Here is a 23,885-nt window from a genome sequence, read left to right on the forward strand (position 1 = left end):
GCCATGAGCACCCAGGTACCCGCCCGCAAGGCCCCGCTCCAGGCGATGCAGCGCCAGGAGCCCCGCCGCTCCCGTTCCCGCGCCGGCAAGCGCCTCGCCAGGCTTCCCGTCCACCTGCTGATCGCCCTCCTGCTCGTCGTCGAGCTCTACCCACTGCTGTGGCTGGTGCTCGGATCGTTCAAGACGCAGCAGGAGTTCCTCAACGATCCCGTCTGGGCCCTGCCCGGGTCCCTGAACTTCGACAACTACATCGAGGCCTGGACCACCGGCAACATCGCGGTCTTCGTCGCCAACTCGCTCATGGCCACCCTGCCGTCGCTGGCCCTGATCATCGTCCTCGGCGTGGCCGCCGGGTTCGCACTCGAGGTCATGGTGTGGAAGGGACGCAACGGCGTCCTGCTGATCTTCCTGACCGGCATCATGGTGCCGGGCCAGATGATCCTGCTCCCCCTCTTCTCGGCCTACTTCAAGACCGGGCTGACCGGGACGCTGTGGCCGCTCATCATCACCTACACCGCCACCGGCCTCCCGCTCACGGTGTTCATGATGGCCACGTACTTCCGCGCCGTGCCCCGTGAGGTGTTCGAGGCGTCGACACTGGACGGCGCGAGCATCATCCGGTCCTTTCTCTCGATCGGATTCCCGATGGTCCGCAACGCGGTGTTCACCGTGGCGCTCGTCCAGTTCTTCTTCATCTGGAACGACCTCCTGATCGCCCTGACGTTCGCGAACAACAGCGACCTCAGCACCATCCAGGTCGGCCTGCTCAACTTCACCGGGCAGTTCGGGGCGGTGCAGTACGGCCCGCTGTTCGCGGCCATCTGCATCAACGTCTTCGGGACCCTGGCCATCTACCTCTTCCTCAACCAGCGCGTGATGAAGGGCCTGGCCGCCGGCTCCGTCAAGGGCTGAGTGCCCGCCCCCGTGACACCGCATCATCTCCGCCTGCCCGGCGGCCCACACCAGAAGGAAATCTCCATGCCGATCACCGTCAGCCCCGTCTCGTTCGAGCACCACCGCGAGCCCCTGGGGATCGGAGAGCGACGGCCCCGCCTGAGCTGGAAGACCACGGCGGAGCCCGGCTGGGTACAGCAGCGCTACGAGATCGAGGTGGTCCACGGCAGTGACACCTGGTCTTCGCTGGTCGTCACCTCCCCGGACTCGGTCCTGGTGCCCTGGCCGGCAGCCGACCTCCCGTCGCGCACGGCGGTCACGGTGCGTGTCCGGGTGTGGGGGGCGGACGACGTCGCACCGAGCGCATGGAGCCCCGCCTCCACCGCGGAGACCGGGCTGCTCGAGCCGGCCGACTGGACGGCGCGTGCCGTGGCACCGGCGTGGGACGAGGACCCGGAGGCGCTGCGCCGACCGCCCCTCGTCCGCCGCGACTTCCCCCTGGAGAAGACCGTCCGCGAGGCGCGCCTGTATGTCACGGCACACGGGCTCTACGAGGTCGAGATCAACGGGCAGCGGATCGGCAACGAGGCGCTCGCACCCGGCTGGACCGTGTACGGCCAGCGCCTGCGGTATTCCACCTATGACGTGACCGACGCGCTGGTCCCCGGCAGCAACGCGATCGGCGCATGGCTCGCCGACGGCTGGTACCGCGGCCGCCTCGGATTCCACGGCGGCTACCCGAACCTGTACGGCAGCGACGTCGCCCTCCTGGCCCAGCTGCACATCACGCACGACGACGGTTCCACCACCGTCTTCGGCACGGACGAGACCTGGCGTGCGGGCTTCGGACCGATCCTCAGCACCGGACTGTATGAGGGCGAGCACTACGACGCCCGACAGGAGCCGGCGGGCTGGTCCTCACCCGGGTTCGACGACTCCGCATGGTCTCCCGTGCGGATCGTCCCCCGCGACCCCGCGACACTCGTGGCACCCGATGGTCCGCCCGTCCGCTGCACCGAGGAACTGTCACCGATCGCGGTGACCACCTCGCCGTCGGGCAGGACCCTCCTCGACTTCGGGCAGAACCTCGTGGGCCGGCTCCGGCTCCGCCTGTCCGGTCTCGCCGACGGGCAGGAGATCCGCCTGCGCCACGCCGAGGTCCTGGAGAACGGCGAGCTCGGCACGCGTCCGCTGCGCGGTGCTGCTGCGACCGACGTCTACATCGCATCGGGTGACGACGTCGAGTGGGAGCCCCGCTTCACCATCCACGGCTTCCGCTACGCGGAGCTCACGGGCTGGACCGGCGATGATCCGATGGCAGCCATCACCGCCCGGGTCTACCACACGGACATGGAGCGGACCGGCTGGTTCGAGAGCTCGCACGACGGGGTCAACCGCCTGCACGAGAACGTGCGCTGGAGCATGCGCGGCAACTTCGTGGACATCCCCACGGACTGCCCGCAGCGCGACGAGCGGCTGGGCTGGACAGGTGACCTGCAGGTCTTCGCTCCGACCGCCACCTTCCTCTACGACTGCTCCGGCATGCTCGGTTCCTGGCTCAAGGACGTCGCGGCCGAACAGCTCGAGGACGGCACGGTGCCCTGGTACGTCCCCGTGATCCCCGGCGGCGACGAGTGGACGCCCATCCAGCCAGGCGCGGTCTGGGGCGACGTCGCCGTGCTGACTCCCTGGAAACTGTACGAGCGCTTCGGTGACACCGGCATCCTCGCCACCCAGTACGCCAGCGCCAAGGCGTGGGTGGACCTGATGGCCGAGCGCGCCGGGACGTCCTACCTTTGGAACACCGGGATGCAGCTCGGGGACTGGCTCGATCCCGCCGCGCCACCCCACGATCCTGCTGACGCCACGACCGACCGCTACCTCGTCTCGACCGCGTACTTCGCGTGGTCCACTCAGCACCTCGCCGAGATGGCGAGCGTCCTCGGGAACACCGCCGACGAGCTCCACTACCGCGAGCTGGCCCGCAAGGTCCGGGACGCCTTCGCCCGCGAGTTCATCTCCCCGTCCGGCCGCGTCGTCAGCGACGCCCAGACTGCGTATGCGCTCGTTCTGGCCTTCGGGCTCGCACCCACCGAGGAACAGCGGCGCCGCGGTGGCGAGCGGCTGGCAGAACTCGTGGGCCACGCCGGGAACCGGATCGCCACCGGATTCGCCGGAACACCGCTCGTCACCGACGCCCTCACGAGCGTAGGTGACGTCGAGACCGCCTATGCCCTGCTGCTCGAGGAGGAGTGCCCCTCCTGGCTCTACGCCGTGGGGCAGGGAGCCACCACGATCTGGGAACGGTGGGACAGCATGCTGCCCGACGGTTCCATCAATCCCGGCAACATGACCTCGTTCAACCACTACGCGCTCGGCGCCGTGGCCGACTGGCTGCACCGCGTGGTCGCCGGTCTCGCCCCCGCGGCTCCCGGGTACCGCTCCATCCTGTTCCGCCCGCGGCCCGGGGGCGGACTCACCTCGGCGAGTGCCCGGCACGAGACGCCGTACGGGACGGCCTCGATCTCGTGGTCGCTCGATGCCGGCAACCTGTCCGTGGAGGTCACCGTTCCCACCGGCTCCACCGCCGTCGTCGACCTCCCGAACCAGGCCCCCGTGTCCGTGGGCTCCGGCACGCACACGTTCACGCACGTGGCCGCCGCTTTGTAGAGGTCGCCTACCATAAGGGAAAACGTGCCACCCCACCCGGGGTGGTCCCCCATGCCGAAACCCTGATCGAGGTGCCGTGACAGCCGCCCAGCCAGCGAGCGATGACCCCGCCGTTGCTCCCAGCATGAACGACGTCGCGCGCCGCGCAGGTGTCTCGCTCGGCACGGTCTCGCACGTCCTCAACAAGCCGGAGATCGTGTCGGCGAAGACCATCGCCCGCGTCGCGGCCGCCATCGACGAACTGGGATTCGTCCGCAACGACGCGGCACGCTCGCTGGCAGCGGGCAGGAGCAACACGGTGGGCCTGATCCTGACCGACGTCGGCAATTCGCTGTTCGTGGACATCGCACGCGGCGCCGAGGGTGCCGCCAGCACCGCCGGTCGCTCACTGCTCCTGGCCAACAGCGACGTGACGTTCCAGAAGCAGGAGTCCTACCTCGACATCTTCGACGAGGCCCGCGTGGCGGGGATCATCCTCGCCCCGCTGGACGCCGGACTCGACGGGGTGGACCGGGTACGCCGGCACGGCCGGAACATCGTGCTCGTCAATTACGCCGGTGACCGCACGGACTGCTGCAGCGTGGTGGTCGACGAGGAGCACGGAGGCTATCTCGCCGCGACGCACCTCATGGACATCGGCCGCACCCGGCTGCTGTTCGCAGGCGGACCGGAGGACCTCCACGCCGTCAACGCCCGCCGCGAGGGTGCGCGGCGTGCCGTGAGGGAACGCGGGAACGGCGTCAGCCTCGACGTCATCCCGAGCCGCAACCTGAAGAGCGCCAGCGGCCGCTCCATCGCCCGGCAACTGCTCGACGACGGCACGCTCCCCGACGGCATCCTCGCCCCGGCCGACCAGCTCGCGGCGGGACTCATCCACGAACTGACGGATGCCGGCGTCTCGGTGCCAGGGGATGTCGCTGTCATCGGGTACGACAACAACCAGTTCGCGTCCGAGGCCGCCATCCCCATGTCCACGGTCAGCCAGCCGGGCCACGAGATGGGGGAGGAAGCCCTGCGCCTCCTCCTCGACGAGATCGACAATCCCCGGAACCACCAACACCGCCGCATCACCCTCGACCCCTCGCTCATCGTGCGCAGGAGCACCGTCTCCCGGTAGTTCCGCTTCGAAGTGACACTCCCTGACCGCCACCTCGATTGGTTGCTTAGGCAACCTAAGGAGTAGACTGGTCTGTCACCAAGAAAGGAAGTACAGCGGTGCGCGAAGCCCTGCAGCGGCTCGGATCCTTCACTGTCGTCGGCGCGGTCGCCTTCATCGTGGACATCTCCGTCTACAACATCCTCGCCTCGGGGTTCGGCATCGGTCCCATCACCTCAAAGGTCGTATCCGTCACGCTGGCCACCGGCGTCTCCTGGCTCGGCAGCCACTACGTGACCTTCCGTCAGTTCGCCGGCCGTCCGAAGCGCGAGGAGGCCCTGCTCTTCGGCCTCACGAACCTCGTCGGGCTCGGCATCGCCGCGGCGTGCCTCGTCGTCTCGCACTATCTCCTGGGGTTCACGAGCCCTCTGGCGAACAACATCTCGGCGAACGTCGTCGGCGTCCTCCTCGGCAACGTCTTCCGTTATGTCGCCTACCGGTTCTTCGTCTTCCGCCCCGTGCTGCAGGAAGCCGCCGAGCCCTCTTTTGCCGCCTGACCGCGCGGACCGCGGGGTTCACCACCCCTGATGTCCTGTGCGACTGGCAAGGGGCGTCGGCACGTCACGCGGGAGTGGGAACAGGCAGCACTCCATCGTAGGATGGGAAGCGATAGTCAGCATGCTTCCGACGACTCCCCGTCACCGATGCCGCCGATCCCCGCCTTTCGAAAAGACTCCTCCATGCGTGTCCGCACTGCCCTTCCAGTCCTGGCCCTCAGCAGTGGACTCCTGCTTGCCGGCCCGGGAGCAGCCGCCGCGCTGCCGCCCCTGCCGTCGCTGCGGACCGCAGGCGAGGTAGCCCCGACCGTCCCCGATCCGGTGGTCGTCGCGCCGGCACCTGCCGAGCCGGCACCGTCCGCCCCCGCTCCTGAGCCCCCGCCCGGATCCGGCACGCCCGTTCAGCCCACGGCGCCGTCCGACCCTCCGCCGCCCCCTCCGCCGCCCGGGGAGCCATCGACACCGCCGGCCCCGTCGCCGGCGGAGCCGGTACCCTCCGAGCTGCCCGTCGAGGAGTCACCCGTCGACGAGCCGGAACCGGTGCCCTCCGCGACCAGTCCGGCACCCGACGCGTCGCCCTCCGCCACGCCGTCACCGAGCACCACGGACAGCAGCCCGACGCCGTCGAAACCCGCCCCCGCGGAGCCGCCGGCCGGTAACGCCGCCCGCGGCGTGGTCGGCGTGGAGGCGCCTGCGCCTGCACCTGCGTCGACCAGTCCGTCCTCCGGGATCCTCCCTACAGGGCCGGCGAACATCGGGACCGTGCAGCCGCAGGCCGAAGCCGTCGCGGAGACACAAACCCGGACCGCCGGCGGACCACCGCTGCGCTACGTGGCAGCCGGCGTCCTGAGCCTCGTGGCCCTCGGGCTGGCGATCGCGATCGCCGTCGTCGCGCAGCCCCGCAGGAGCCGGCGCACGCACTAGGACGGGCAGCGGAAACGCAGAAGGAGCCGGGAGTGACCTCCCGGCTCCTTCTGTCTCCAGCTGTCGGACCTAGCGGACCTGCAGGGTCAGCACTCCGGTCGAGTTGGACTGGACGACCTCGATCTTCGTCCCGGTGCCGGCCACGACGACGGAGCCCTGCGGGTTCGCGGCGTCGTAGTAGGCGTTCGGGTTGGTGTCGTCGAACACGGCGGCGGCCGGCTGGGACGGCGCGGTGAGCGTGGTCATGCCCGCCGCAGTCTCCCGGTGGAGGTTCAGCGCATCGGTGGCCTGCTTGCCGAAGGTGGCGTCGAAGCTCTGGATGCGGTTGCGCACAACGGTGCCGTCGGACCAGGTAAGAGCCTTCGGGTGCGCGTCCACGGGCAGGGCCAGGCCCGCACCGGGGTGCTGGCGCGTGTTGTTGTTGCGCTGCGCGGTGTTCCAGTAGGTGATGCTCAGGCCGTCCTGGTACGCGTAGTGCTCCACGGTGTCGGGCGCGGTGACGCCCCAGCCGAAGTTGTACGGGCCGGTCGCGAGCGTGGCGTCATACCCTCCGTACGTGCGGTTCTCCGCGATGTAGAAGCGGTTGTTGCCCGCGGCGTCCTTGGGCAGGGTGACGACGACGGCCTGCGGCGCCTTCGTGGCGTGGAACGAGGGGCCGATCTTGTGGACCGACTTCACGCCGGTGGTGGCGCGGTCGTAATCCAGCCAGCCGAGCTGCAGCTTCTCCCAGGCGCCCATGTGGTTCGGGGTGGTGCCGATGGAACCGTTCCCGTGGCCGAGCCACGACCCGGAGCTCATGAGCGTCCAGAAGCCGGTACCGTTCTCTCCGCCGCTCGTGTCGTACAGGTCGGGCAGGCCGAGGTCGTGGCCGTACTCGTGCGCGAAGACGCCGAGGCCGCCGTTCTCCGGCTCCGTGGTGTAGTCACGGATCCAGAGGTTCGAGTTGCCGATCTTGATGCCGCCGTAGGGGTTGGCTGCGGGGCCGGCTGTGCCGCGGCCCGCCTGGCCTACCGCCCAGCGGTGCGACCAGATGGCCGACGACGCCGCGCCGGCTTCCTCGCCCTCGCCGGCGTGGATCGCCTGGAAGTGGTCGATGTAGCCGTCGGCCTCGTCGAAGTCGCCGTCCTTGTCGAAGTCGTAGCGGTCCCACTGGTCGAAGGTCGCGAGGTAGGCGTCGATCTCGGCGGGCGTCTTGCCTGCCGCGACCTGCGAGTCGTACCAGGCGTTCGCCGTGTCCTGGACGAAGCGGGTCATGTCCGCCTGGCTCTCGGTCTCGCCGTAGCTGGCCGAGTTGTAGGGCACGGTGACCCAGTCGCTGACGTCGCCGTCGACCGTGTACCGGCCGCTCGACATCTCTCCGTAGACGCCCTTCAGCGACTCGCCCTCCTCGCCGAAGAACATGTCGAGGTAGTGCTCGCGGTCGAAGGTGTCGGTCCAGTAGGTGGAGTTGTCCACCGCACGGTTCGGTTCTTTGATGGTGTTGTGCGTGGGTCCGGCCGTGGAGGTGGGGAATCGCGGGTCCACCTTGTCGCCGAAGTCGACGAGGAAGGACAGGATCTGGTCGCTGTCCTGCAGTCCGTACTGCGCCCACTGGCCCGGGGCGACCTTCACGGCCTTGGAACCGTTGCGGTCCTCGACCTTCGACTCGCCGGAGATCACCTGCTCCACAGCCTGCTGGTTGAGTTCGCGGCGCTCGTCGGCCGCGGGGTCGGAGCGGTCATCGAGCCTCTCCGCAGCGCCGTCTGCGCTGGGTGAGGAGGTGGACGACGACGTCGGAGCCGTCGGTCCGGTGGTGGCCTGCGCGCTCACGGGAGCAAGCACGACGGCGCTGGTCACGGCGAGCGTCATCGCGCACCGCAGCCCCCGGATACGTGGAGTGGAATTCAAGGGTTCTCCTTAGTGAAATGTCCCAGCGAAATGCAAAGCACGCTCAGGTTAGGTGCCTGAGGTTACGAACATGTTGCCTAAGTCACACGTTCTGGCTGGCACGCTAGCACCGCTCTCGGACACTTCCGGGGATTTGGTTGCATCTGGTGAACCATGTCCGGCGTGTCGGCACGATGTGGCCCTCGAGCCGGGGCCGGTCGGCTCGCCGGCGAGCGGCGTCTCGCGCCGTGGTGGGGAGGCCGGGGCCGGGGGTAGGACGCCGAGGTGCGCGGGCGGTGGCGCCGTGGGTGCCGCGCCGTGGGTGCCGCCGCGAGTAGCGCGCCGCCGGTGGCGCCGTCGTTCCCGCCTTTCGGACCTACGGCGCGTGTCGCACCGAGACACGCCGCACATCACTCCTCCGCTGCGTGAAACTCAGGAGGGACGGCGGCGCGCGTCGGGAGAGGCCGGCGGAAGGCAGCAGGGCCGCGCACCCTCATGCGAAGGCTGCCAGCACCTCCGCCGCCTCGCCGAGGACCTCGGAGCGGGTGGTCGCATGCACGGAGAGCCGTATGCGGTCCGGTCCGTGCAGCGTCACGGAGATCCCGGCTGCGGCGAGCGCCGCGTGCGCGTCGGCCGCCCGTCCCGGAAGGCCCGCGACCACGATCCCCGCGCGGTCGTCGCGCTCCCGGGGCGAGAGGACCGGCACCCGCGCGGCGTCGAGCTGGTCGATCAGTGCCTTCGCGTGCGTCGCGATAATGCCCTCGATGGCCGGCACACCCACCGACTCGATCAGTTCGAGGGCCTCCGCGAACGCCCCACTCGCATACGGGGACAGGTTCGAGATGGAAAAACGCCCCGCCCCCGGCAGCGGCGGGTGTTCCTCACCGTCGTACCGGCGGGCGTCGGTGACCCCCGTCCAGCCGGTGAGCAGGGGCTCGATGCGCTCGAGTCCCTGCGGTGACAGGGCGATCCCGGCCACGCCCCAGCCGCCGCGGACCCACTTCTGCGCGCCGGCGATGAGTACGTCGGCGAGCGTCCAGTCGAGGTCGGCGACGCCGAAGCCCTGGATGCCATCGACGACGAGGAGGCGATCGGCGCCGATCACCTCACGGATTCCCGCGAGATCCACCCGATAGCCGGTGCGGAAGTCGACGGCGCTGACGCTCACGGCAACGGTGTCATCGGTCAGGTGGCGGGCGACGACGTCGGGCGTCACCTGGGTGCCGGGTGCCCCCATCAGGTCGGCGCGCGCACGACCCACTGTCCCGGTGCGCAGCCAGGGGTAGGTGTTGGACGGGAACTCACCGGCGCCGACGAGCACTGTCCCACCGGACAGGCCGAAGGCCACCTGGAACAGGCCGAGAGAGGTGCTACCGGTCAGTCCCACCTGTTCGAGCGGAAAACCGCTGAGCCGGGAGAAGGCCTCCCGCGCCCGGTTGTCCTCGCCCTCGAGCGTGCTGCTCGCGCCGACCGCACCCTCGCCGGCCGTCTCCAGGAGCTGCGCCACATGGTCGCGGACCGCGCTCGACGGCGGGCCGAAGCTCGCGAAGTTCAGGTACCCGGGAGCCTCCGAGAAGGACGACTGGTAGGCGGCGAAGGCGGCCCCGTCGTCCGCCTGCCTGGGACTGCTCATGCTCTTCCTCCGCTGTCTGGCTGGTGGGAGCGATTTGTGGCCGCTCCTCCGGAAAGCTATCAGGTGGTAGCTGCTTGCGCGGAGGGACTGCACGGACCACAGTGGAGGATCCGCAGAGGAAGGACTCCCTCGATGCCCTTCGCCATCCACCCGGCGACCTCCGAGAGGTTCGACGACGTCGCACTCCTGCTTGCACCCCGCAACCCCGACTCCCCGACCTGTTGGTGCCTCACCTACCGCCTGCCGCCGAAGGAGAACCAGGCACTGACGGCGCGCGAACGGCCCGAGAAGGTCCGGGAGCTCTGCAGCGGGCACATTCCGCCGGGCATCCTCGCCTACGACGGCGCTGACGTGGTCGGCTGGTGCGGCGTGGCTCCACGGTCGGACCTGCACGCCTTCACGCACGGCACGAGGATCCCGCGGGTCGACGACCTGCCTGTGTGGACGGTCTGGTGTTTCCGGGTGCGCGGCGGGCACCGAGGGAGGGGCGTCGCACAGGCGTTGCTCGGGGGCGCCGTCGAGCATGCGAGGCATTCCGGCGCGCCGGCGATCGAGGGCTACCCGGTGGACAACCGTGGCGCCAGGGTCAACGCCACGATGGCCTACGTGGGAACCCGCAGCCTGTTCGAGAACGCGGGCTTCACGAAAGCCGCGGACACGGGCTCCGTGTCCGACGGCTTCCCCCGCGTGTTGATGCGACTGGCCCTCGAACAGTACTGACCCGCGGGCTGTCGGCGAAGCGCAGCCGTCAACGGCGCTTCTTCGCGCCCTTGATGATCGCATTGGGGCTGTTCGTCGGAATTCTCGCGGATCCTTCGTCGGCGGCGTCGGCCCGACGACCGGTGGCCCTCCTGGAGGCGGTGCCGGATGCCTTTCCTGACGTCCCGCCAGCTCGACCGCGGGTACCGGCCGTGGATCCGCGAGCGCCCGGGATATCGCCGACGTTGGTTGCGATACGTTCTTTCCGCACCTCCTCGGTGACCGTCACCCTTCCTTCGACCGTAGCCTTACCCAGCCGGACCCGCTCGACCGCCACGGTTTCCTTGCTCACCACGGCGCGCTCCTCCCGACCCACCATCTCCACGACCTCCTCCTGGAAGAGCGAGTCGCCCGCAGTGAGGTCACCGGTCGTCCCGGTGATGGGTTCGCGCTCGATCCGAAGCTCCTCCCTGGAAAGGGGCACCGTCTGCACGGCCTCTTCGGTGACGACATACTTCCGGAGTCGGACGCGTGCCGCCTCGTACGGCTCGGTCCTGATGCGAAGTTGCTCTTCCGAGCGGACCATCCAGGGTTCACCGCCGTCGCGCCCTCCGCGCACGGCCTCCTCCCGGCCCGTCGTCGTCGCCGTCGCCGGGTCGGTCGTTGTCGCTGCGTCCCGGCTGGTCGCCGTCGCCGTCACGGGAACGGTCGCCGTCGCCGTCGCTGTCACGGGAACGGCGGGTGTCGCCGTCGCTGTCACGGGAACGGCGGGTGTCGCCGTCGCGGGAACGGTGGCTGTCGCGGGAACGGTGGCTGTCGCTGTCGTTGCATCGGGGCCGGCCAGGCCGTAATGGCGATACAGCTCGAGCTCGTCCTCCGGGCTCAGGTGTCCGTCCCGCTCCGTCGACGGAGCATGTTTGATCACGTCACGCGGGTAGCCCACGACGAGCTGGTCACCCTGCACCTCGGCGCCTGCCAGGGGGACGAAGGACTCCTTCGTGCCGAACAGTCCCGTGTGGACGGTGACCCACGTGGGCTCATCGGTGGCGTCGTCCAGGAACACCACGCCGATCGCGCCGACCTTGTCCCCCTGACGGGTGACCACCGCGCGGTGACGGCGAAGGAGTGGGGTGAGGTCGTTCATGGTGAGCATGGGCCAGCCTGTCATCGGTTCTGCCGCCTCGAACAGCGGATAAACCTCAGACTAGGGCGGCCTCCCGCTCATAACAAGCATGCTTAGTATCGTCCGGTTGCCGCCCACGACAGGCGGATGCATGCGTTCGCTGGGCCCTCCGTCAGGCAGCCGCGAGTTCCGCGAGCAGCCCGTCCGACCGGGCCTGCCCCTCGAGATCGAACGCCCCGCCGCTCACCAGCAGCTCGTCGGCACCCGTGCGGGCCTGGAGCTCCGTCAGCTGTCGCGCCACGTCCGCCGGCGTCCCGTGGACGGCAGTGGCGAGCGACTCCTGAACGAATCCCTCTTCCCGCACCGAGAGGGGTTCGTCCCCCACGGCCTCCAGCGGCGGGAAGTAGCCCCTGGTCCGCGAGACGGCGAGCGCGCGGGCTTCGGGCAGCAGCAGGTGGCGCGCCTGGGACGTCGTCCCCGCGACCGCGACGTTCACCGACACCAGGACCTTCGGCTCGTCCCACCACGGTGACGGACGGAACTGTTCCCGGTAGCGCTCGAGCACGGGGATGCGATCCCGGAACAGCGCGGGCCCGCCGAGCACGACGGCGAGGCCGGAGCGGGCCGTGATGTCCACGCCCTGGCCGGTGGCGAGGACGAAGACGGGCGTTCGCCCGCCGTCCTGGGGGCGAGCGGGAACGGGAGCGGTGCCGCCTAGGAAGGCGAGCAGTTCGGCGATGTCCTGCTCGAACCGGTCGGCGTCCTGCTTCCCGGTCCGCAGGGCGGCCCGCACGGCCTGCGTGAAGCCGAGCGAGCGGCCGATTCCCAGGTCGAAGCGGCCATCGAACAGGGCACCGAGCGTGGCGGCCTGCTCGGCGACGACCAGGGGCTGGTGGTTCGGCAGCATGATCCCGCCCGTGCCGACGCGGATCGTGCTCGTGCGCGCGGCGACCGCGGCCGCGAGCACGGCCGGCACCGACCCTGCGATGCCGGGCACGCCGTGGTGCTCGGCGACCCAGAACCTCCGGTACCCGAGCCGCTCGGCCCGCTGCGCGCGCTCCCCGACGCGTCGCAGCGTGTCCGATTCGGAGGAGCCGAGCCGGGACTGCGCGCGATCGAGGATGGACAGGCCGTCGAAAGGAAGGGACATACTCCGTGGAACCCCTAGGGGGCGGGCAGCATTCCGGGTACTCTTGCGGGACGGGCGGCGGCGACGCCGTCCGAGTCTGCCGAACAACGAGGTCCGGCCGGCCGAGAACACCAGCGAGCATCATGAGGATCTTCACCGGAATCCGCCGTCGCAGGCAGCAACCGTCCGCACCCGCCCCTGACCGCGTGCCCGCGGCGAGCCAGCTCGACATCCTCGCCGCCAGCATCGCCGACTCCCAGGCACGCCTGCTCGTGATCGCTGATCGTGTTGCCGACGGCCACGGCCAACCCGGCGACGAGAGCCGACTGCGCATCCAGCGGGAGATGACCGCCAGTTTCCAGAAGCGCCTCGAGAAGCTCGCACTGCCCGTCGGGACGGGCGACGACGCCGAGGCCTGGTTGCGCTCCATCACCGACCCGTCCAGCCTGGCCACCCGGCAGAAGGACTCGCACTAGCAGTCCTGCGGTGGGCGTGCGTGCCCGTTTCGGATGACGGCATTCGGATAATGACAGTGGCACGCGTCAGGATGAGGCTCTGCCGCCGGCTGGACACCTGCAGCCGGCGTGGTCTCACCGAAAGGACTTCCCGTCATGATGGGCGCCCACCATGCTGCCTGCGGCGCTGCCGCCTGGGTCGCTGCCACCACCCGGATCGAGCTGGGGCTCGGCCCCCTGGCCGCCGTACTGCCGGTCCTGCCGGAGTCCGTCACCCTCGGATTCGGCCTCCTGGATGTCAGCCCCGTGGGCGTCGTCACGGGAGCCCTGGTCACGGCGGGCGCCGCGCTCCTGCCCGACGCTGACCACCACAACGCCACCATCGCCCACTCGCTGCCGCCGCTGTCCAACCTGTTCTGCGCCGGCGTAGGCGCCATCTCCGGTGGCCACCGGCGCGGCACCCATTCGCTGCTCGGCGTCGCCGCGTTCGTCGCCGTCGCGTTCGTCGCGGGGCTCTGGACGGTCGAGACCGCCGATTTCGGCACCATCTACCCGGGCGCGGGCCTGCTGACGGTGCTCCTCGTCTCCTTCGCCGCCAAAGCCCTGAAGATCATCCCGGACGGCATGCGGAGGTCGCCGTGGGCGGTCGGCCTGACCGCCGGCGCGTTCGTCACCGCGTTCGCGCCGGAGGAGCAGTTCTGGTTCCCCCTCGCCGTCGGCGTCGGGGCCGTCGTCCACATCCTCGGCGACATGCTCACGACCGGCGGGTGCAACCCCGTCTACCCGTTCCGGCTCCGGCGTCCGCGCAGCCTGGCGAAGCTGCCGGTGGTCGCGCAGGTGTGGCGGCCGAACGGCAATATCGCGGTGCCCGTCCTCGGCAACGCCGGTTCCCTCCGCGAGTGGTGCCTCCTCGTCCCGGTCTCGCTCTACGCGCTCGGCGGCATCGGCTGGGCCGTGCTCCGGATCGACGACGGCGGGACGGCGGTCGCACGCCTGTCCGGAATGGGGTGAGGGAGAGCCGAGGGCGGGCTCAGGGCGAACTGAGCGAGATACGTAAGAAGCCGGAAACACAGCCGCGCTAGTGTCGGAGCTGACACCGGAAGCTGGAGGAGTTTCTATGCATCGCGACGGCTTGTTCTTCGATCCCCTGCAGGACGAGGCGGACGCCCCGCCCGCGGCGCCCGAGCCCGCGCGGCACCGCCGGCCGAGTGCCGAGGAACTGCAGGTCCAGCGTCAACGGGAGCTCGCGCGCGTCCAGGACGAGCTGAAGCGGATGGCCCGGGGGTCCCGACGCCGCTGACGACGGCGGGACTCAAGCCCGCCGTCGTCGTCCACGGCCTACCCCTCAGGGCGTGCCGTTCACAAGTGGAGGCCTAGCAGCCGTCGGGACCGCAGGCCGGACCGTCGGCGGAGGGGGTAAGCGACACCAGGGGGTGGGACTCCTGCCACGCCTGGTCGAGGGCCTGCCGGAACAGCTCGGTCGGCTGGGCGCCGGAGATCCCGTACTTGCGGTCGACGACGAAGAACGGCACGCCCTGCACACCAAGGGTCCGTGCTTCTTCGATGTCGCGGCGGACGTCGTCGGCGAAGCGGTCACCGCCCACGGTCTCGCGGACCTCGTCCTCGTCCAGGCCGATGCCGGCGCCGAGGGAGACCAGGACGTCGACGTCGGACGTGTCCAGTCCCTGCTCGAAGTGGGCCGACATGATGGCTTCCTTGGCGGCGTCGCCCCGGTCGTGGGATTTCGCGAGGTGCAGGAAGCGGTGTGCCGTGAAGCTGTTGCCCACGACGATGCGGTCGAAGTCGAAGTTCAGGCCCTCACCTGCGGCCTGCTGGCCGAGGTGTTGCCACATCTGCCGGACCTGCTCGGGGGCGATGCCCTTGCGCTCGGCGAGGTACTGCTGCTCGGTGCCGTCGTAGTGGTCGGGCAGTCCTGGGTCGAGCTGGTAGCTCTTCCAGGTCACCTCGACGCTGTTCCGGTGAGGGAAGTCCGCGAGGGCCCTCTCGAAACGGCGCTTGCCCACGTAGCACCACGGGCACTTCACATCGGACCAAATCTCAATCTGCATGCCTGATGCAACCGTGCCGGGCCCGGGTCCTATTCCCCGCAAGGCACGACCCGGGCCGCGCCCTCACCGCCGGTTGAGGAGGCCGCGCAGCATCTTGCCGACGCCGCCCGAGCCGGATGCGGGCGTCCCGGTGGTCCGCCCCCGCGTGTTCATGCCGCCGGCCCTGGTGCGTCCGGTGGCGGACGTGGTGCCGGTCCCGGACCTGCCGAGGTAGCGGCCCGCCGCGTTCTTGACCATGTTGCTGATGCCCATGATGATCTCCTTCGATCTCGCCTCTGCACCCGAAAACATCAGGTGGCTTATTACCTTACTCTGGCCGCCCTATGCCGACCAGAGTGCGAAACGGAACCCCGGGCCGGGCTACACCGCCCCCGGAGGCTCGACGGTCAAGCCGGACCGTCGAAGCAACGCGTACGTCTTCGGGTGCTTGGGCCGGAAGAACACCTCGTCCGGCGTCCCCTTCTCGACGATGACGCCCTGGTCCATGACCACGATGATGTCCGCGATGTCGCGCGCGAACTGCATCTCGTGCGTGACGATCACCATCGTGGTGCCCTGGGCGGCAATGGCCTTGATCACCGCCAGCACTTCCTCCACGAGCTCCGGATCCAGCGCCGACGTGGGCTCGTCGAACAGCATGACGCTCGGGTCCATGGCGAGAGCCCTGGCTATAGCGACGCGCTGCTTCTGCCCTCCGGACAGCCTCGACGGATAGTTGTCCTTCCGGTCCAGCAGTCCGACCCGCTTCAGGTTCTCGAGGGCGTGCTGCTGCGCCTCCTCCCGGGACATCTTCTTGACGTCCTGCAGGGGCGCCATGACGTTGCCCAGGGCGGTCTTGTTCAGGAAGAGGTTGAACTGCTGGAAGACCATGCCGAGGTCGGTCCGCTTCCTCGCGGTGATGGAAGCCTTCTCGTCCACGAGCTTCCCGTCGCGCTCCTCGTAGCCCACGAGGTGCCCGTTGACCAGAATCCGGCCGTCGTCAATCGTCTCGAGCTTGTTCATGCAGCGCAGCAGGGTGCTCTTGCCGGATCCGCTGGAGCCGAGGATGACGACCGTCTCCCCCTTGTGGACGTCCAGGTCGACGCCCTTGAGGACCTCGATCCGGTTGACTTCCCGCCGCTGTCCGCGGAGTCGCTGCAGCAGGCTCGGGGTCTTGGTCACCACGAACGTCTTATGGACGTCCCGGGCACTCACGATCACTTCGTCAGACATGGACCCTCGCTCTCTTCTCCAGGGCGCTCACGATGCGGGACAACGGAAGGCTGATCAGCAGGTACAGTAGTGCGGCCGCCGTGTAGACCTGCGTCGTCTCGAACGTCTGCGCGTTGATGACGTTCGCCGTCTTCAGGATCTCGGTCACGGCGATGACCGAGGTGAGGGCCGTGTCCTTCACCATCGCGATGAAGTAGTTGCCGATCGGCCCCAGCGACACGATGAAGGACTGCGGCAGGACGACCTTCCACAGGGCCTTACCCGGCGTGTAACCGAGCGAGAGAGCAGCTTCGGTCTGTCCTGCCTCGACCGCGAGGATGGCCGAGCGGAACACTTCCGACAGGTAGGCCGCGTAATTCAGGCCCAGACCCAGGATCCCCGCGGGCACCGGATCGATGTTCACCCCGATGGCCGGCAGGACGAAGAAGATGTAGACCAGCTGGACGAGGAGCGGTGTTCCCCTCATCACCTCGACATAGACGAGGGCGATCCCGCGGAGGACCCTCGACTTCGAGATCCGCGCGAGCGCCACCAGCAGGCCGAGCACGAGGGCCAGTGCCATCGCCCCCAGGGCGAGCTGGATCACGATCGGTGCGGCCGCCAGCAGCCGGGGGAAGTAGCTGAACGTGCTCTGGATGAAGTCGATGGCCGGACCTTCCTTTCAGCTTCGGGACAACGGGAAAGGAACGATCAGTCGACGGCGTTGCTCTCGGTCAGCCCGTACTTGGTGAGGATCTCCATGTAGTCCGGGGAGGCCTTCAGCTCCGCGAGGCCGGAGTTCAGTTCGTCGAGCAGCTCCGTGTTCTCCTTGGGCACTGCCGCTCCAATGAGGCCGGGGAAGTAGGGCTCGTACGGGTCCACGATCTTGATGGCGTCGTTCGGGTTCTGCACCAGGCTGTACGCGACGACGGCCGCGTCGGTGAAGACGACGTCGACCTGCTTGTTCTCCACGGCCTTCAGCAGTGCCGCCTGCGAATCGAAGTACTTGATCTCCTTGGGCTCCAGGGACTCCGCCAGCTCGATGAAGGTGGTGCCGGTCTGGACGCCGATCACGGTGCCCTTGGCGTCGTCGCGGTTGGTCATGGTCGAGTCTCCCGGGACCACCATGCCTTCGCCCTGCTGGTACCAGGTGTCCGTGAAGTTGACCTCTTCCTTCCGGACGTCGGTGATGTACATGGCGTCGACGACGGCGTCGGCCTTGCCCGCCTTGATGGCCGGGATCAGGGTGGCGAATTCGGACACGAAGACCTCGACCTCCCAGCCCTTCTTGTCCGCGATCCAGTTGATCATCTCGCCGTCGATACCCTGCAGGTCGCCGGCGTCGTCGGTGAAGGAGAAGGGAGCGTCGTTCGAGGTGGCGATGGTGATCTTCTCGATCGCCTCGCCGTCGCCCCCTCCGCCCTCGCTGCCGCCGGAATCCCCTCCGCCGCACGCTGTCAGTGTCAGTGCGATCCCCAGTGCCCCGGCTGCGAAGGACGTCATTGCGCGCCTGCTGTTCATGGTTGCTCCTTGGTCGATGCTGAGTGGTTCTCGAATCGGGTGATGCGGAGGTCGGCCGTCCGCTGGTGCGCCTCCATCGCCTCGTAGGCGGAGATCTCGGACACGAGGGGGGCCAGCTGCATGGTCGCTGTACGGTCGATGCGCTGGAAGGTGAGGGGTTTCAGGAACCGGGCGACGGACAGGCCGGCCGAGGAGCGCGCCCCGCCGCCGGTGGGCAGCACGTGGTTGGTTCCGGTGATGCCCTTGTCGGAGTACGCGACCGTGGACCAGGGCCCCAGGAAGAGCGACCCGTAGTTGGTGAGGTTCTTCTGGAAGTAGTCGTCGTCGGCGGTGATGACCTCCAGGTGCTCGGGCGCGAGCACGTCCATCAGTTCGACGGCGGTCGCGTTGTCCTCCGCGAGGTACACGGTCCCGTAGTCCCGCCAGGCCGCGCCGGCGATGTCCCGGGTGCTGAGGTCCACGAGCTGGCGGTCCACCTCGGCGATCACCGCGACGGCGAGGTCCCGCGACGTCGTGACGAGCGCAGCGGGCGACTGGGGTCCGTGCTCGGCCTGCCCGAGCAGGTCCGCGGCGACGATGACGGGGTCGGCGGTGTCGTCGGCGATCACGGCGACCTCCGACGGCCCTGCGAGCAGATCCATGCCGACCCGCCCGAACAGCTGCCGCTTCGCCTCGGTGACATAGGCGTTGCCGGCGCCCACGAGCATGTCCATCGGCTGTTCCCCCAGCAGCCCGAAGGCCATGGCGGCCAGGGCCTGGACGCCTCCGACGACGAACGCCCGGTCGACGCCGGAGAGGTAGGCGGAGTAGAACACCGCCGGGTTGCCCGCGGTCGGAGAGGTGGGCGGCGAGCAGGCGATCACCATGGGCACGCCCGCCGTCTTCGCGACGCCGACGGTCATGAACGCGCTCGCGAGGATGGGGAACCGTCCTGCCGGCAGGTAGGCCCCGACACGCTGGACCGGAATGTACCGGTGGCCCACCACCACCCCGGGCATCACTTCAGCCTCGAAGTCCTGCAGGTGCCGGAGCTGGAGTCCGGCGAATTTCCGGGTCCGTTCCGCCCCGGCCTCGAGGGCCGCACGCAATTCCGGCGTCAGTGTGTCGCCGGTCCTTCGGAGGGAGTCGGAGTCCAGCTCGACGTCGCCGCCCGCCCAGCCGTCAAGGACCCGGGAGTACTCGGTGACGGCGTCGCGCCCGCCCTTCTCGATGGTCGACAGCATCTCCGACACCGTCTCGACGACCTTCGGCAGCCGCTGCGCCGGCACTCCACCGATCTCGGCACTCTTCAGGCATTCGTAGGCCCCCCTGATGAAGGAGGCGTACTGGGCATTCAGTTCCATGGTGGAAGCCTAGGACCGGGTGCAGCATAGGGGAACCCACCCTTTCCCGGTGGAAGATATAGGTTTTCCCTATGACGCTGAACCAGCTCCGGGCCTTCCTCGCCGCCTACAGTTGCCGCTCGCTGAGCGCTGCCGCGAAGGAGCTCGGTATCAGCCAGGCGTCCGCGTCCGAGCTGATCTCGCGGCTGGAGCAGGAACTGGGCTCACCGCTGTTCACCCGCACGTCCAGGGGCCTGTCCCCCGCACCTGCAGCGGAGGAACTGCATCCCCACGCCCTCGACTGCGTCAATTCTGCCCGGCGCGGGGTCGAGGCCGTGCAGGCCCTGCAGACGCTCAGCGGCGGGGTGTCGACGTTCGGCGTGCTCCGGTACGCCGCCAACTACGATCTTGCGGACCTCGTGGTGCAGTTCCACCAGCAGCACCCGGGGGTGCGGGTCCGCATGATCGGCCTGAACTCCCACGTCGTGGCCGCGTCGGTGGCGAGCGGGGAGATCGAATGCGGCCTGGTCGTGCTGCCGGTGGACAGCGAGAACCTCGAGGTCCGGCAGCTCGCGCGGGACGAGGTGTACTTCATCTCGTCCACCCGCCCGGCGGACGCCGGACCGGTGACCATCCAGGAGCTGGCCGCCGCGAAACTCGTCCTCTACGACGCCCATGCCGGCTGGAAGGATCCCACGCGCCGCCAGCTGCTGGACCGGGCGAACCTCGCGGGCCTGTCCATCGAGGCGGAGATGGAGGTGGAACACGCGGAGACGGCGTACAGCCTCGTGGCGGCGGGTGCCGGCGATTCGTTCATGGCCAGCGGCATCCTCGAGTCCCTGCGGCGCGACGACGACGTCAGGAGCTTCCCGTTCGTCGAACCGCTCTACGACACGATCGCCCTCGTCCAGCGGAAGCACGGCTACCTCTCGCCCGCGACGCGCCGGTTCTCCGTCTTCGCGGAGCGCGCCGTCGCCGCACAGGGCGGGCTCACCAGCCTGGTGTGAGGAGCCCGCCCCGGCTGGTTACGAGGCCGCGATGTCCGCACCGGTCAGGAGCGTGACGAGTTCGCGTCCGGTCGTCTCCGACGCCTTCCGCTTCGCGATGGCCCGCCCCTGGCGCATGACCCAGATGACGTCGGCCAGCCCCATCACTTCCTCGAAGTTGTGGCTGATGAGGATCACCGTGATGCCCTGCTCGCGCAGGGACGCGATGAGCCGGTGCACCTCGGCGCTCTCGTTCGGTCCCAGCGCGGCTGTCGGCTCGTCGAAGATCACCGTCTTGGCACCCCAGGCGACCGCACGGCAGATGGCGACGGCCTGGCGCTGACCGCCGGACATGCCGCCCACCTCCTGGGTGAGCGAGAGGGTCGTGTTGCCGATCCGGGCGAGCATCTCCCGGGCGCCGGCCTTCATCTTCCGCTGATTGAGCAGGCGGAAGGGCCAGATTCCCGTGCGGATCTCGCGGGAGAGGTACAGGTTCTGCATCACGTTGAGCGTGTCGATCACCGCGAGGTCCTGGTAGACGGTCTCGATGCCGAGCTCCCGTGAGGCGTGCGGGGATGCGATGTCCGCCGGGACGCCGTCGACGAGGATCTGGCCCGTGGTGGGTTGGTGGATCCCGGAGAGGCACTTGATGAGGGTGCTCTTGCCGGCGCCGTTGTCGCCGATGATTGCAGTGACCTGCCCGGCAGGGATCTGCATGGAAACGCCGCGGAGGGCGTGGACCCCGCCGAAGTATTTCTCGACGTCGATGAGTTCGATCATGTTCTCAGCCATGTGATGGTTCCGGTGCTTTCGGTGTTGGAGGGGCCAGGGGTGCTGAAACGGGAGTCAGGTGGAGGCGGTCCGCCGCGGTGAGGTAGGACGCGGCCTTCCCGCAGACGGTGCGGCCTGCAGCGTCCGCGAACGCCAGGGCCTTCCGGAAGGGGTACCTGGCGGCGAGCGCGGCCACGAAGCCGCCCAGGAAGGAGTCGCCCGCACCGATGGTGTTGACGACGGTTGCCGGTGTCCCAGCGATCCGCCCGCGCGTTCCGCCGTCGTCGATGTAGGCGGCTCCCTCGGAGCCGAGGGTGAGGACGACGGCGGCGGCGCCCCGGGCGTGCAGTTCCTGCAGCAGGACGTCGGGGTCCTGCTCCTCGTCCAGCCCGAGGACGAGGCGTGCCTCATCCGCGTTGAGGACGACGACGTCGGCCAGCGGGAGCAGGTCCCGGGCCTCCGCCTGCACCACGGGAGAGAGGTTCAGCACCACGGTGGCGCCTGCCCCGCGGAAGCGCCGTGCAGCATGCGCCGTGGTGGCGAACGGGACCTCGAGGTTCAGGACCGCGTACTCCGGCGCCGGGTTGTCCCGCAGGAAGCCGTCGATGTCCCCGGGTGCGAAGTTGTTGTTCGCACCCGGGACGACGACGGTGTCGTACTCCCCTGCCGCGCTGACCCTCACATGTCCGACGCCCGTGCCCGCGCCGGCGTCGACGACGAGGCCGTGGGCGTCCACCCCGGCCGCGGTGAGCGTCCGGGTGATGAAGGCCCCGAAGTCGTCGGCCCCGACCCTGCCGAGGAGCTGGACGGGCGCCAGGGCCGCGATGGTCATGGCCGTGTTGAGGCTCTTGCCGCCCGCGGACATCTGGAAGCCGAGCCCGCCGGAGTACCGTGCGGCCTCCGGGGAGGCGTCGACGTAGGCGACCAGGTCCACATTGATGGAGCCGGCTACACAGATGCGGTGGTGTTCCACTTCTCCCCCATGACTGTCTCCCACAGGATGGGAGCGGAATCCAGGGCATGGCCCGTGGGCAGCTCGGGGTGGTCCCGAACAAGGGTGCGGGCCATCTCGATGATGGACCCCATGCGCGCTATGTTCATCGCGCACTCCTCGACGGGGTTCTCGCGCACGGGGTCGGTGTCGAAGTAGTACGTGCCGGCATAGCCCTCGCGGATGAGGTAGTAGGCGAGCTCGATGGTCTCGGAGAGGTGGATGCTGCCCACCATCAGGCCGTCGTCCGCCGCGCCGTGGGAGTCGTTCAGCTGGAGGCCGAACATCTTCCCCGACTGCAGGCACATCGCTGCGGACTGGGCCGGGTTCTCACGGGCCATGAGGAGATGCCCGAAGTCGAGCGTGACGCCGACGTTGGGCCGGTCGGTGTCGTTGACGAGGGCCATGACCGCGCCGGTGGTGTTCAGGATCGTGCGCCCGCGCGGATCGGCCGGCTTGTACTCGATGGAGACCCGTATCGCCGGGTTGTGGTCGGCGACGGTCCGGAGGCTCTCGACCATCCAGGCCCAGGACTTGGTGTAGTCCATCTGCAGGGGGTACTCGTAGCCGTCGTGCGCGGGCCAGAGCAGCACATGGTCCGCGCCGAAGGATGCGCAGAGGTCGATGGCCTCGATGACCATCTGGACTGCCTCGGCGCGGATCTCGGCATCCGCATTGGTGAAGGCTCCGTTGCTGAACCGCGAGGCGGGCCAGCGGAGCTGGAGGGCGGGGACGTCCAGCCCTGCCTTCCCGAGCGCGGCCTTGATGTCCTCGAGGGGCGCCTTCTCGAAATGCTCAGGGTAGTTGAGCTCGAGGGACGTGAGGCCCGGAACGGTACCTGCCGTGGCGATGAGGTCCAGGACCGGTTCGTCGCCGGTCGGCAGTTTCCGGCCCGTGCCGAGGGCGAAGGAGTTGAGGCGGGTGGAGTACTTGACGGGAGGCATTAGCGCTTCGCTTTCGTTCGTGATGCAGCACGGTCCACGAGGACCGCGAGGAGGATGATGAGGCCGGTGATGAGGAGCTGGAAGAACGGGTTGACGTTGAGGAGCGTGAGGCCGGTCCGGATGGACCCCAGGAGCAGCGCTCCGAGGACCGTGCCGACGATCGAGGCGCGGCCGCCCATGAGGCTGGTGCCACCCACCACGACGGCGGCGATGACCGTCAGCTCGTAGCCGGTGCCGGAGATGGGCTCCGCGGCGCCGATCCGGCTGATCAGCAGGACCGAGGCGAATCCCGTCAGACCGCCGGCGATGACGAAGGCAGCGACCTTGGTGCGCTTGACGGCGATGCCGCTCTTCAGCGAGGCGTCGGCGTTGGTGCCGACGGCCTTGAGGTGCACGCCCAGCTTCGACCGGTTGAGGATCAGGTAGCAGATGACCGTGATGGCCACCAGCAGGATGATCGGGTTGGGGATGCTCCCGACCGTTCCGCTGAGGATGTTCCGGAAGCCCTGGTCCAGGCCGAAGATCGGGAGCCCCTCCGTGTAGAGGAACGCGAGTCCCCGGTACACGTTGAGGGTCGCGAGGGTCACCACGAAGGACTCGAGCGAGAACACGGCCGAGAGGCTGCCGTTGATGAAGCCCAGCGCTGCCCCCAGCAGGATGCCGGCGATGATCGTGGGGACGGCTCCCCACGTATCGAGGTTCGCCGCGCAGATGACGCTGACGAGGCCGACGATGGATCCGACCGAGAGGTCGATGCCGCCTGTGACGATGACGAGGGTCATGCCGAGGGCGATGATCGCGATGATCGCGGACTGCACGCCCATCTCGAGCAGGTTGGCGATGCTCAGGAAGGACGGTACGAGGGCGGTGAAGATGGCGAAGGTGATGATCAGGGCGAAGATGACGCCGAGGACGCGGTTGTTGGCGAAGTCGGGCATGCGGCGGGCGGGAGTGCCCGCCTTGGCAGGCGCCGGATGGGCGGCGACCTGCGCAGGTGCTGGGTGCTTGATCGGGAGTGTCACGCCGGGAACTTTCTGCTGGTGG

25 protein-coding genes are annotated in these 23,885 nt (G+C 69.0%); 10 read left to right on the plus strand and 15 right to left on the minus strand.

Annotated elements, in window-relative coordinates; genetic code table 11:
• Positions 1–3: 3 nt before the first annotated feature.
• The 4 genes from P5G52_RS01065 (at position 4) to P5G52_RS01080 (ending at position 5,217) form a co-directional block, all read left to right on the plus strand.
• On the plus strand, positions 4–912 hold the full coding sequence (locus P5G52_RS01065; protein WP_301224138.1) for a carbohydrate ABC transporter permease: 909 nt from the start codon (positions 4–6) through the stop codon (positions 910–912).
• Positions 913–978: 66 nt separating this feature from the next.
• Positions 979–3,564, plus strand: coding sequence for a glycoside hydrolase family 78 protein (locus P5G52_RS01070; protein ID WP_301224139.1), 2,586 nt, complete (start codon positions 979–981; stop codon positions 3,562–3,564).
• Positions 3,565–3,640: 76 nt separating this feature from the next.
• Complete coding sequence (locus tag P5G52_RS01075) at positions 3,641–4,681, plus strand: LacI family DNA-binding transcriptional regulator (protein WP_301224140.1); 1,041 nt, start codon at positions 3,641–3,643, stop codon at positions 4,679–4,681.
• Between the two features lie 98 nt (positions 4,682–4,779).
• Positions 4,780–5,217, plus strand: coding sequence for a GtrA family protein (locus P5G52_RS01080; protein ID WP_301224141.1), 438 nt, complete (start codon positions 4,780–4,782; stop codon positions 5,215–5,217).
• A gap of 401 nt (positions 5,218–5,618) precedes the next feature.
• On the opposite strand, the gene P5G52_RS01085 is transcribed toward P5G52_RS01080, so the two are convergent.
• On the minus strand, positions 5,619–5,972 hold the full coding sequence (locus P5G52_RS01085; RefSeq protein WP_301224142.1) for a hypothetical protein: 354 nt from the start codon (positions 5,970–5,972) through the stop codon (positions 5,619–5,621).
• Between the two features lie 7 nt (positions 5,973–5,979).
• Here P5G52_RS01085 and P5G52_RS01090 point away from each other — a divergent pair, with 7 nt between their 5' ends.
• The gene (locus P5G52_RS01090) at positions 5,980–6,141 is read left to right on the plus strand and encodes a hypothetical protein (RefSeq protein ID WP_301224143.1); all 162 of its coding nucleotides are present in this window, start codon (positions 5,980–5,982) and stop codon (positions 6,139–6,141) included.
• A 69-nt stretch (positions 6,142–6,210) separates the two neighbouring features.
• On the opposite strand, the gene P5G52_RS01095 is transcribed toward P5G52_RS01090, so the two are convergent.
• Positions 6,211–8,028 (minus strand): immune inhibitor A domain-containing protein, encoded by a 1,818-nt coding sequence (locus P5G52_RS01095; RefSeq protein ID WP_301224144.1) that lies wholly within the window; start codon positions 8,026–8,028, stop codon positions 6,211–6,213.
• Between the two features lie 472 nt (positions 8,029–8,500).
• Positions 8,501–9,640 (minus strand): aminotransferase class V-fold PLP-dependent enzyme, encoded by a 1,140-nt coding sequence (locus P5G52_RS01100; RefSeq protein ID WP_301224145.1) that lies wholly within the window; start codon positions 9,638–9,640, stop codon positions 8,501–8,503.
• Between the two features lie 132 nt (positions 9,641–9,772).
• Here P5G52_RS01100 and P5G52_RS01105 point away from each other — a divergent pair, with 132 nt between their 5' ends.
• Positions 9,773–10,360 (plus strand): GNAT family N-acetyltransferase, encoded by a 588-nt coding sequence (locus tag P5G52_RS01105; protein ID WP_301224146.1) that lies wholly within the window; start codon positions 9,773–9,775, stop codon positions 10,358–10,360.
• A gap of 28 nt (positions 10,361–10,388) precedes the next feature.
• Here the strand turns inward: P5G52_RS01105 and P5G52_RS01110 are convergent, their stop codons facing one another.
• Both P5G52_RS01110 and P5G52_RS01115 read right to left on the minus strand, forming a co-directional pair.
• Positions 10,389–11,492, minus strand: a complete 1,104-nt coding sequence (locus P5G52_RS01110) for a YsnF/AvaK domain-containing protein (RefSeq protein ID WP_301224147.1) — start codon at positions 11,490–11,492, stop codon at positions 10,389–10,391.
• Positions 11,493–11,634: 142 nt separating this feature from the next.
• Positions 11,635–12,612 (minus strand): MsnO8 family LLM class oxidoreductase, encoded by a 978-nt coding sequence (locus P5G52_RS01115; protein ID WP_301224148.1) that lies wholly within the window; start codon positions 12,610–12,612, stop codon positions 11,635–11,637.
• Positions 12,613–12,734: 122 nt separating this feature from the next.
• Between P5G52_RS01115 and P5G52_RS01120 the strand changes: the two genes are divergently transcribed.
• From P5G52_RS01120 to P5G52_RS01130, 3 genes are all read left to right on the plus strand, one after another.
• A complete protein-coding gene (locus tag P5G52_RS01120; protein WP_301224149.1) occupies positions 12,735–13,067 on the plus strand; it encodes a hypothetical protein in 333 nt (110 codons plus the stop codon).
• A gap of 135 nt (positions 13,068–13,202) precedes the next feature.
• Entirely contained in the window at positions 13,203–14,057 is an 855-nt protein-coding gene (locus P5G52_RS01125; protein ID WP_301224150.1) for a metal-dependent hydrolase, read from the plus strand.
• 106 nt (positions 14,058–14,163) lie between these two features.
• Complete coding sequence (locus tag P5G52_RS01130) at positions 14,164–14,346, plus strand: hypothetical protein (RefSeq protein ID WP_301224151.1); 183 nt, start codon at positions 14,164–14,166, stop codon at positions 14,344–14,346.
• A gap of 73 nt (positions 14,347–14,419) precedes the next feature.
• Here the strand turns inward: P5G52_RS01130 and P5G52_RS01135 are convergent, their stop codons facing one another.
• The 6 genes from P5G52_RS01135 to hisD all read right to left on the minus strand — a co-directional run bounded on the left by P5G52_RS01135 (position 14,420) and on the right by hisD (position 19,170).
• The gene (locus P5G52_RS01135) at positions 14,420–15,115 is read right to left on the minus strand and encodes a DsbA family oxidoreductase (protein WP_301224152.1); all 696 of its coding nucleotides are present in this window, start codon (positions 15,113–15,115) and stop codon (positions 14,420–14,422) included.
• A gap of 63 nt (positions 15,116–15,178) precedes the next feature.
• Positions 15,179–15,367, minus strand: a complete 189-nt coding sequence (locus P5G52_RS01140) for a hypothetical protein (RefSeq protein ID WP_301224153.1) — start codon at positions 15,365–15,367, stop codon at positions 15,179–15,181.
• Between the two features lie 108 nt (positions 15,368–15,475).
• Complete coding sequence (locus P5G52_RS01145; protein WP_301224154.1) at positions 15,476–16,327, minus strand: amino acid ABC transporter ATP-binding protein; 852 nt, start codon at positions 16,325–16,327, stop codon at positions 15,476–15,478.
• A complete protein-coding gene (locus P5G52_RS01150) occupies positions 16,320–16,973 on the minus strand; it encodes an amino acid ABC transporter permease (protein WP_363321898.1) in 654 nt (217 codons plus the stop codon). Before P5G52_RS01150 ends, P5G52_RS01145 begins: the two co-directional genes overlap by 8 nt.
• A 44-nt stretch (positions 16,974–17,017) precedes the next feature.
• The gene (locus P5G52_RS01155) at positions 17,018–17,827 is read right to left on the minus strand and encodes an ABC transporter substrate-binding protein (RefSeq protein WP_301224155.1); all 810 of its coding nucleotides are present in this window, start codon (positions 17,825–17,827) and stop codon (positions 17,018–17,020) included.
• Positions 17,824–19,170, minus strand: coding sequence for a histidinol dehydrogenase (hisD, locus tag P5G52_RS01160; protein ID WP_301224156.1), 1,347 nt, complete (start codon positions 19,168–19,170; stop codon positions 17,824–17,826). The genes P5G52_RS01155 and hisD overlap by 4 nt, the downstream gene beginning before the upstream one ends.
• 71 nt (positions 19,171–19,241) lie before the next feature.
• Here hisD and P5G52_RS01165 point away from each other — a divergent pair, with 71 nt between their 5' ends.
• On the plus strand, positions 19,242–20,156 hold the full coding sequence (locus tag P5G52_RS01165) for a LysR family transcriptional regulator (RefSeq protein WP_301224157.1): 915 nt from the start codon (positions 19,242–19,244) through the stop codon (positions 20,154–20,156).
• Between the two features lie 18 nt (positions 20,157–20,174).
• On the opposite strand, the gene P5G52_RS01170 is transcribed toward P5G52_RS01165, so the two are convergent.
• The 4 genes from P5G52_RS01170 to P5G52_RS01185 are packed head-to-tail and all read right to left on the minus strand — an operon-like array spanning position 20,175 to position 23,863.
• Positions 20,175–20,927, minus strand: a complete 753-nt coding sequence (locus P5G52_RS01170) for an ATP-binding cassette domain-containing protein (RefSeq protein WP_301224158.1) — start codon at positions 20,925–20,927, stop codon at positions 20,175–20,177.
• Entirely contained in the window at positions 20,920–21,879 is a 960-nt protein-coding gene (locus P5G52_RS01175) for a ribokinase (protein ID WP_301224159.1), read from the minus strand. Before P5G52_RS01175 ends, P5G52_RS01170 begins: the two co-directional genes overlap by 8 nt.
• Positions 21,855–22,841 (minus strand): sugar phosphate isomerase/epimerase family protein, encoded by a 987-nt coding sequence (locus P5G52_RS01180; protein WP_301224160.1) that lies wholly within the window; start codon positions 22,839–22,841, stop codon positions 21,855–21,857. Before P5G52_RS01180 ends, P5G52_RS01175 begins: the two co-directional genes overlap by 25 nt.
• Positions 22,841–23,863, minus strand: coding sequence for an ABC transporter permease (locus P5G52_RS01185; RefSeq protein WP_301224161.1), 1,023 nt, complete (start codon positions 23,861–23,863; stop codon positions 22,841–22,843). Before P5G52_RS01185 ends, P5G52_RS01180 begins: the two co-directional genes overlap by 1 nt.
• Between the last annotated feature and the right edge of the window lie 22 nt (positions 23,864–23,885).

The sequence above is a fragment of the Arthrobacter burdickii genome (genome assembly GCF_030433645.1).
Lineage (GTDB): Bacteria > Actinomycetota > Actinomycetes > Actinomycetales > Micrococcaceae > Arthrobacter_D > Arthrobacter_D burdickii.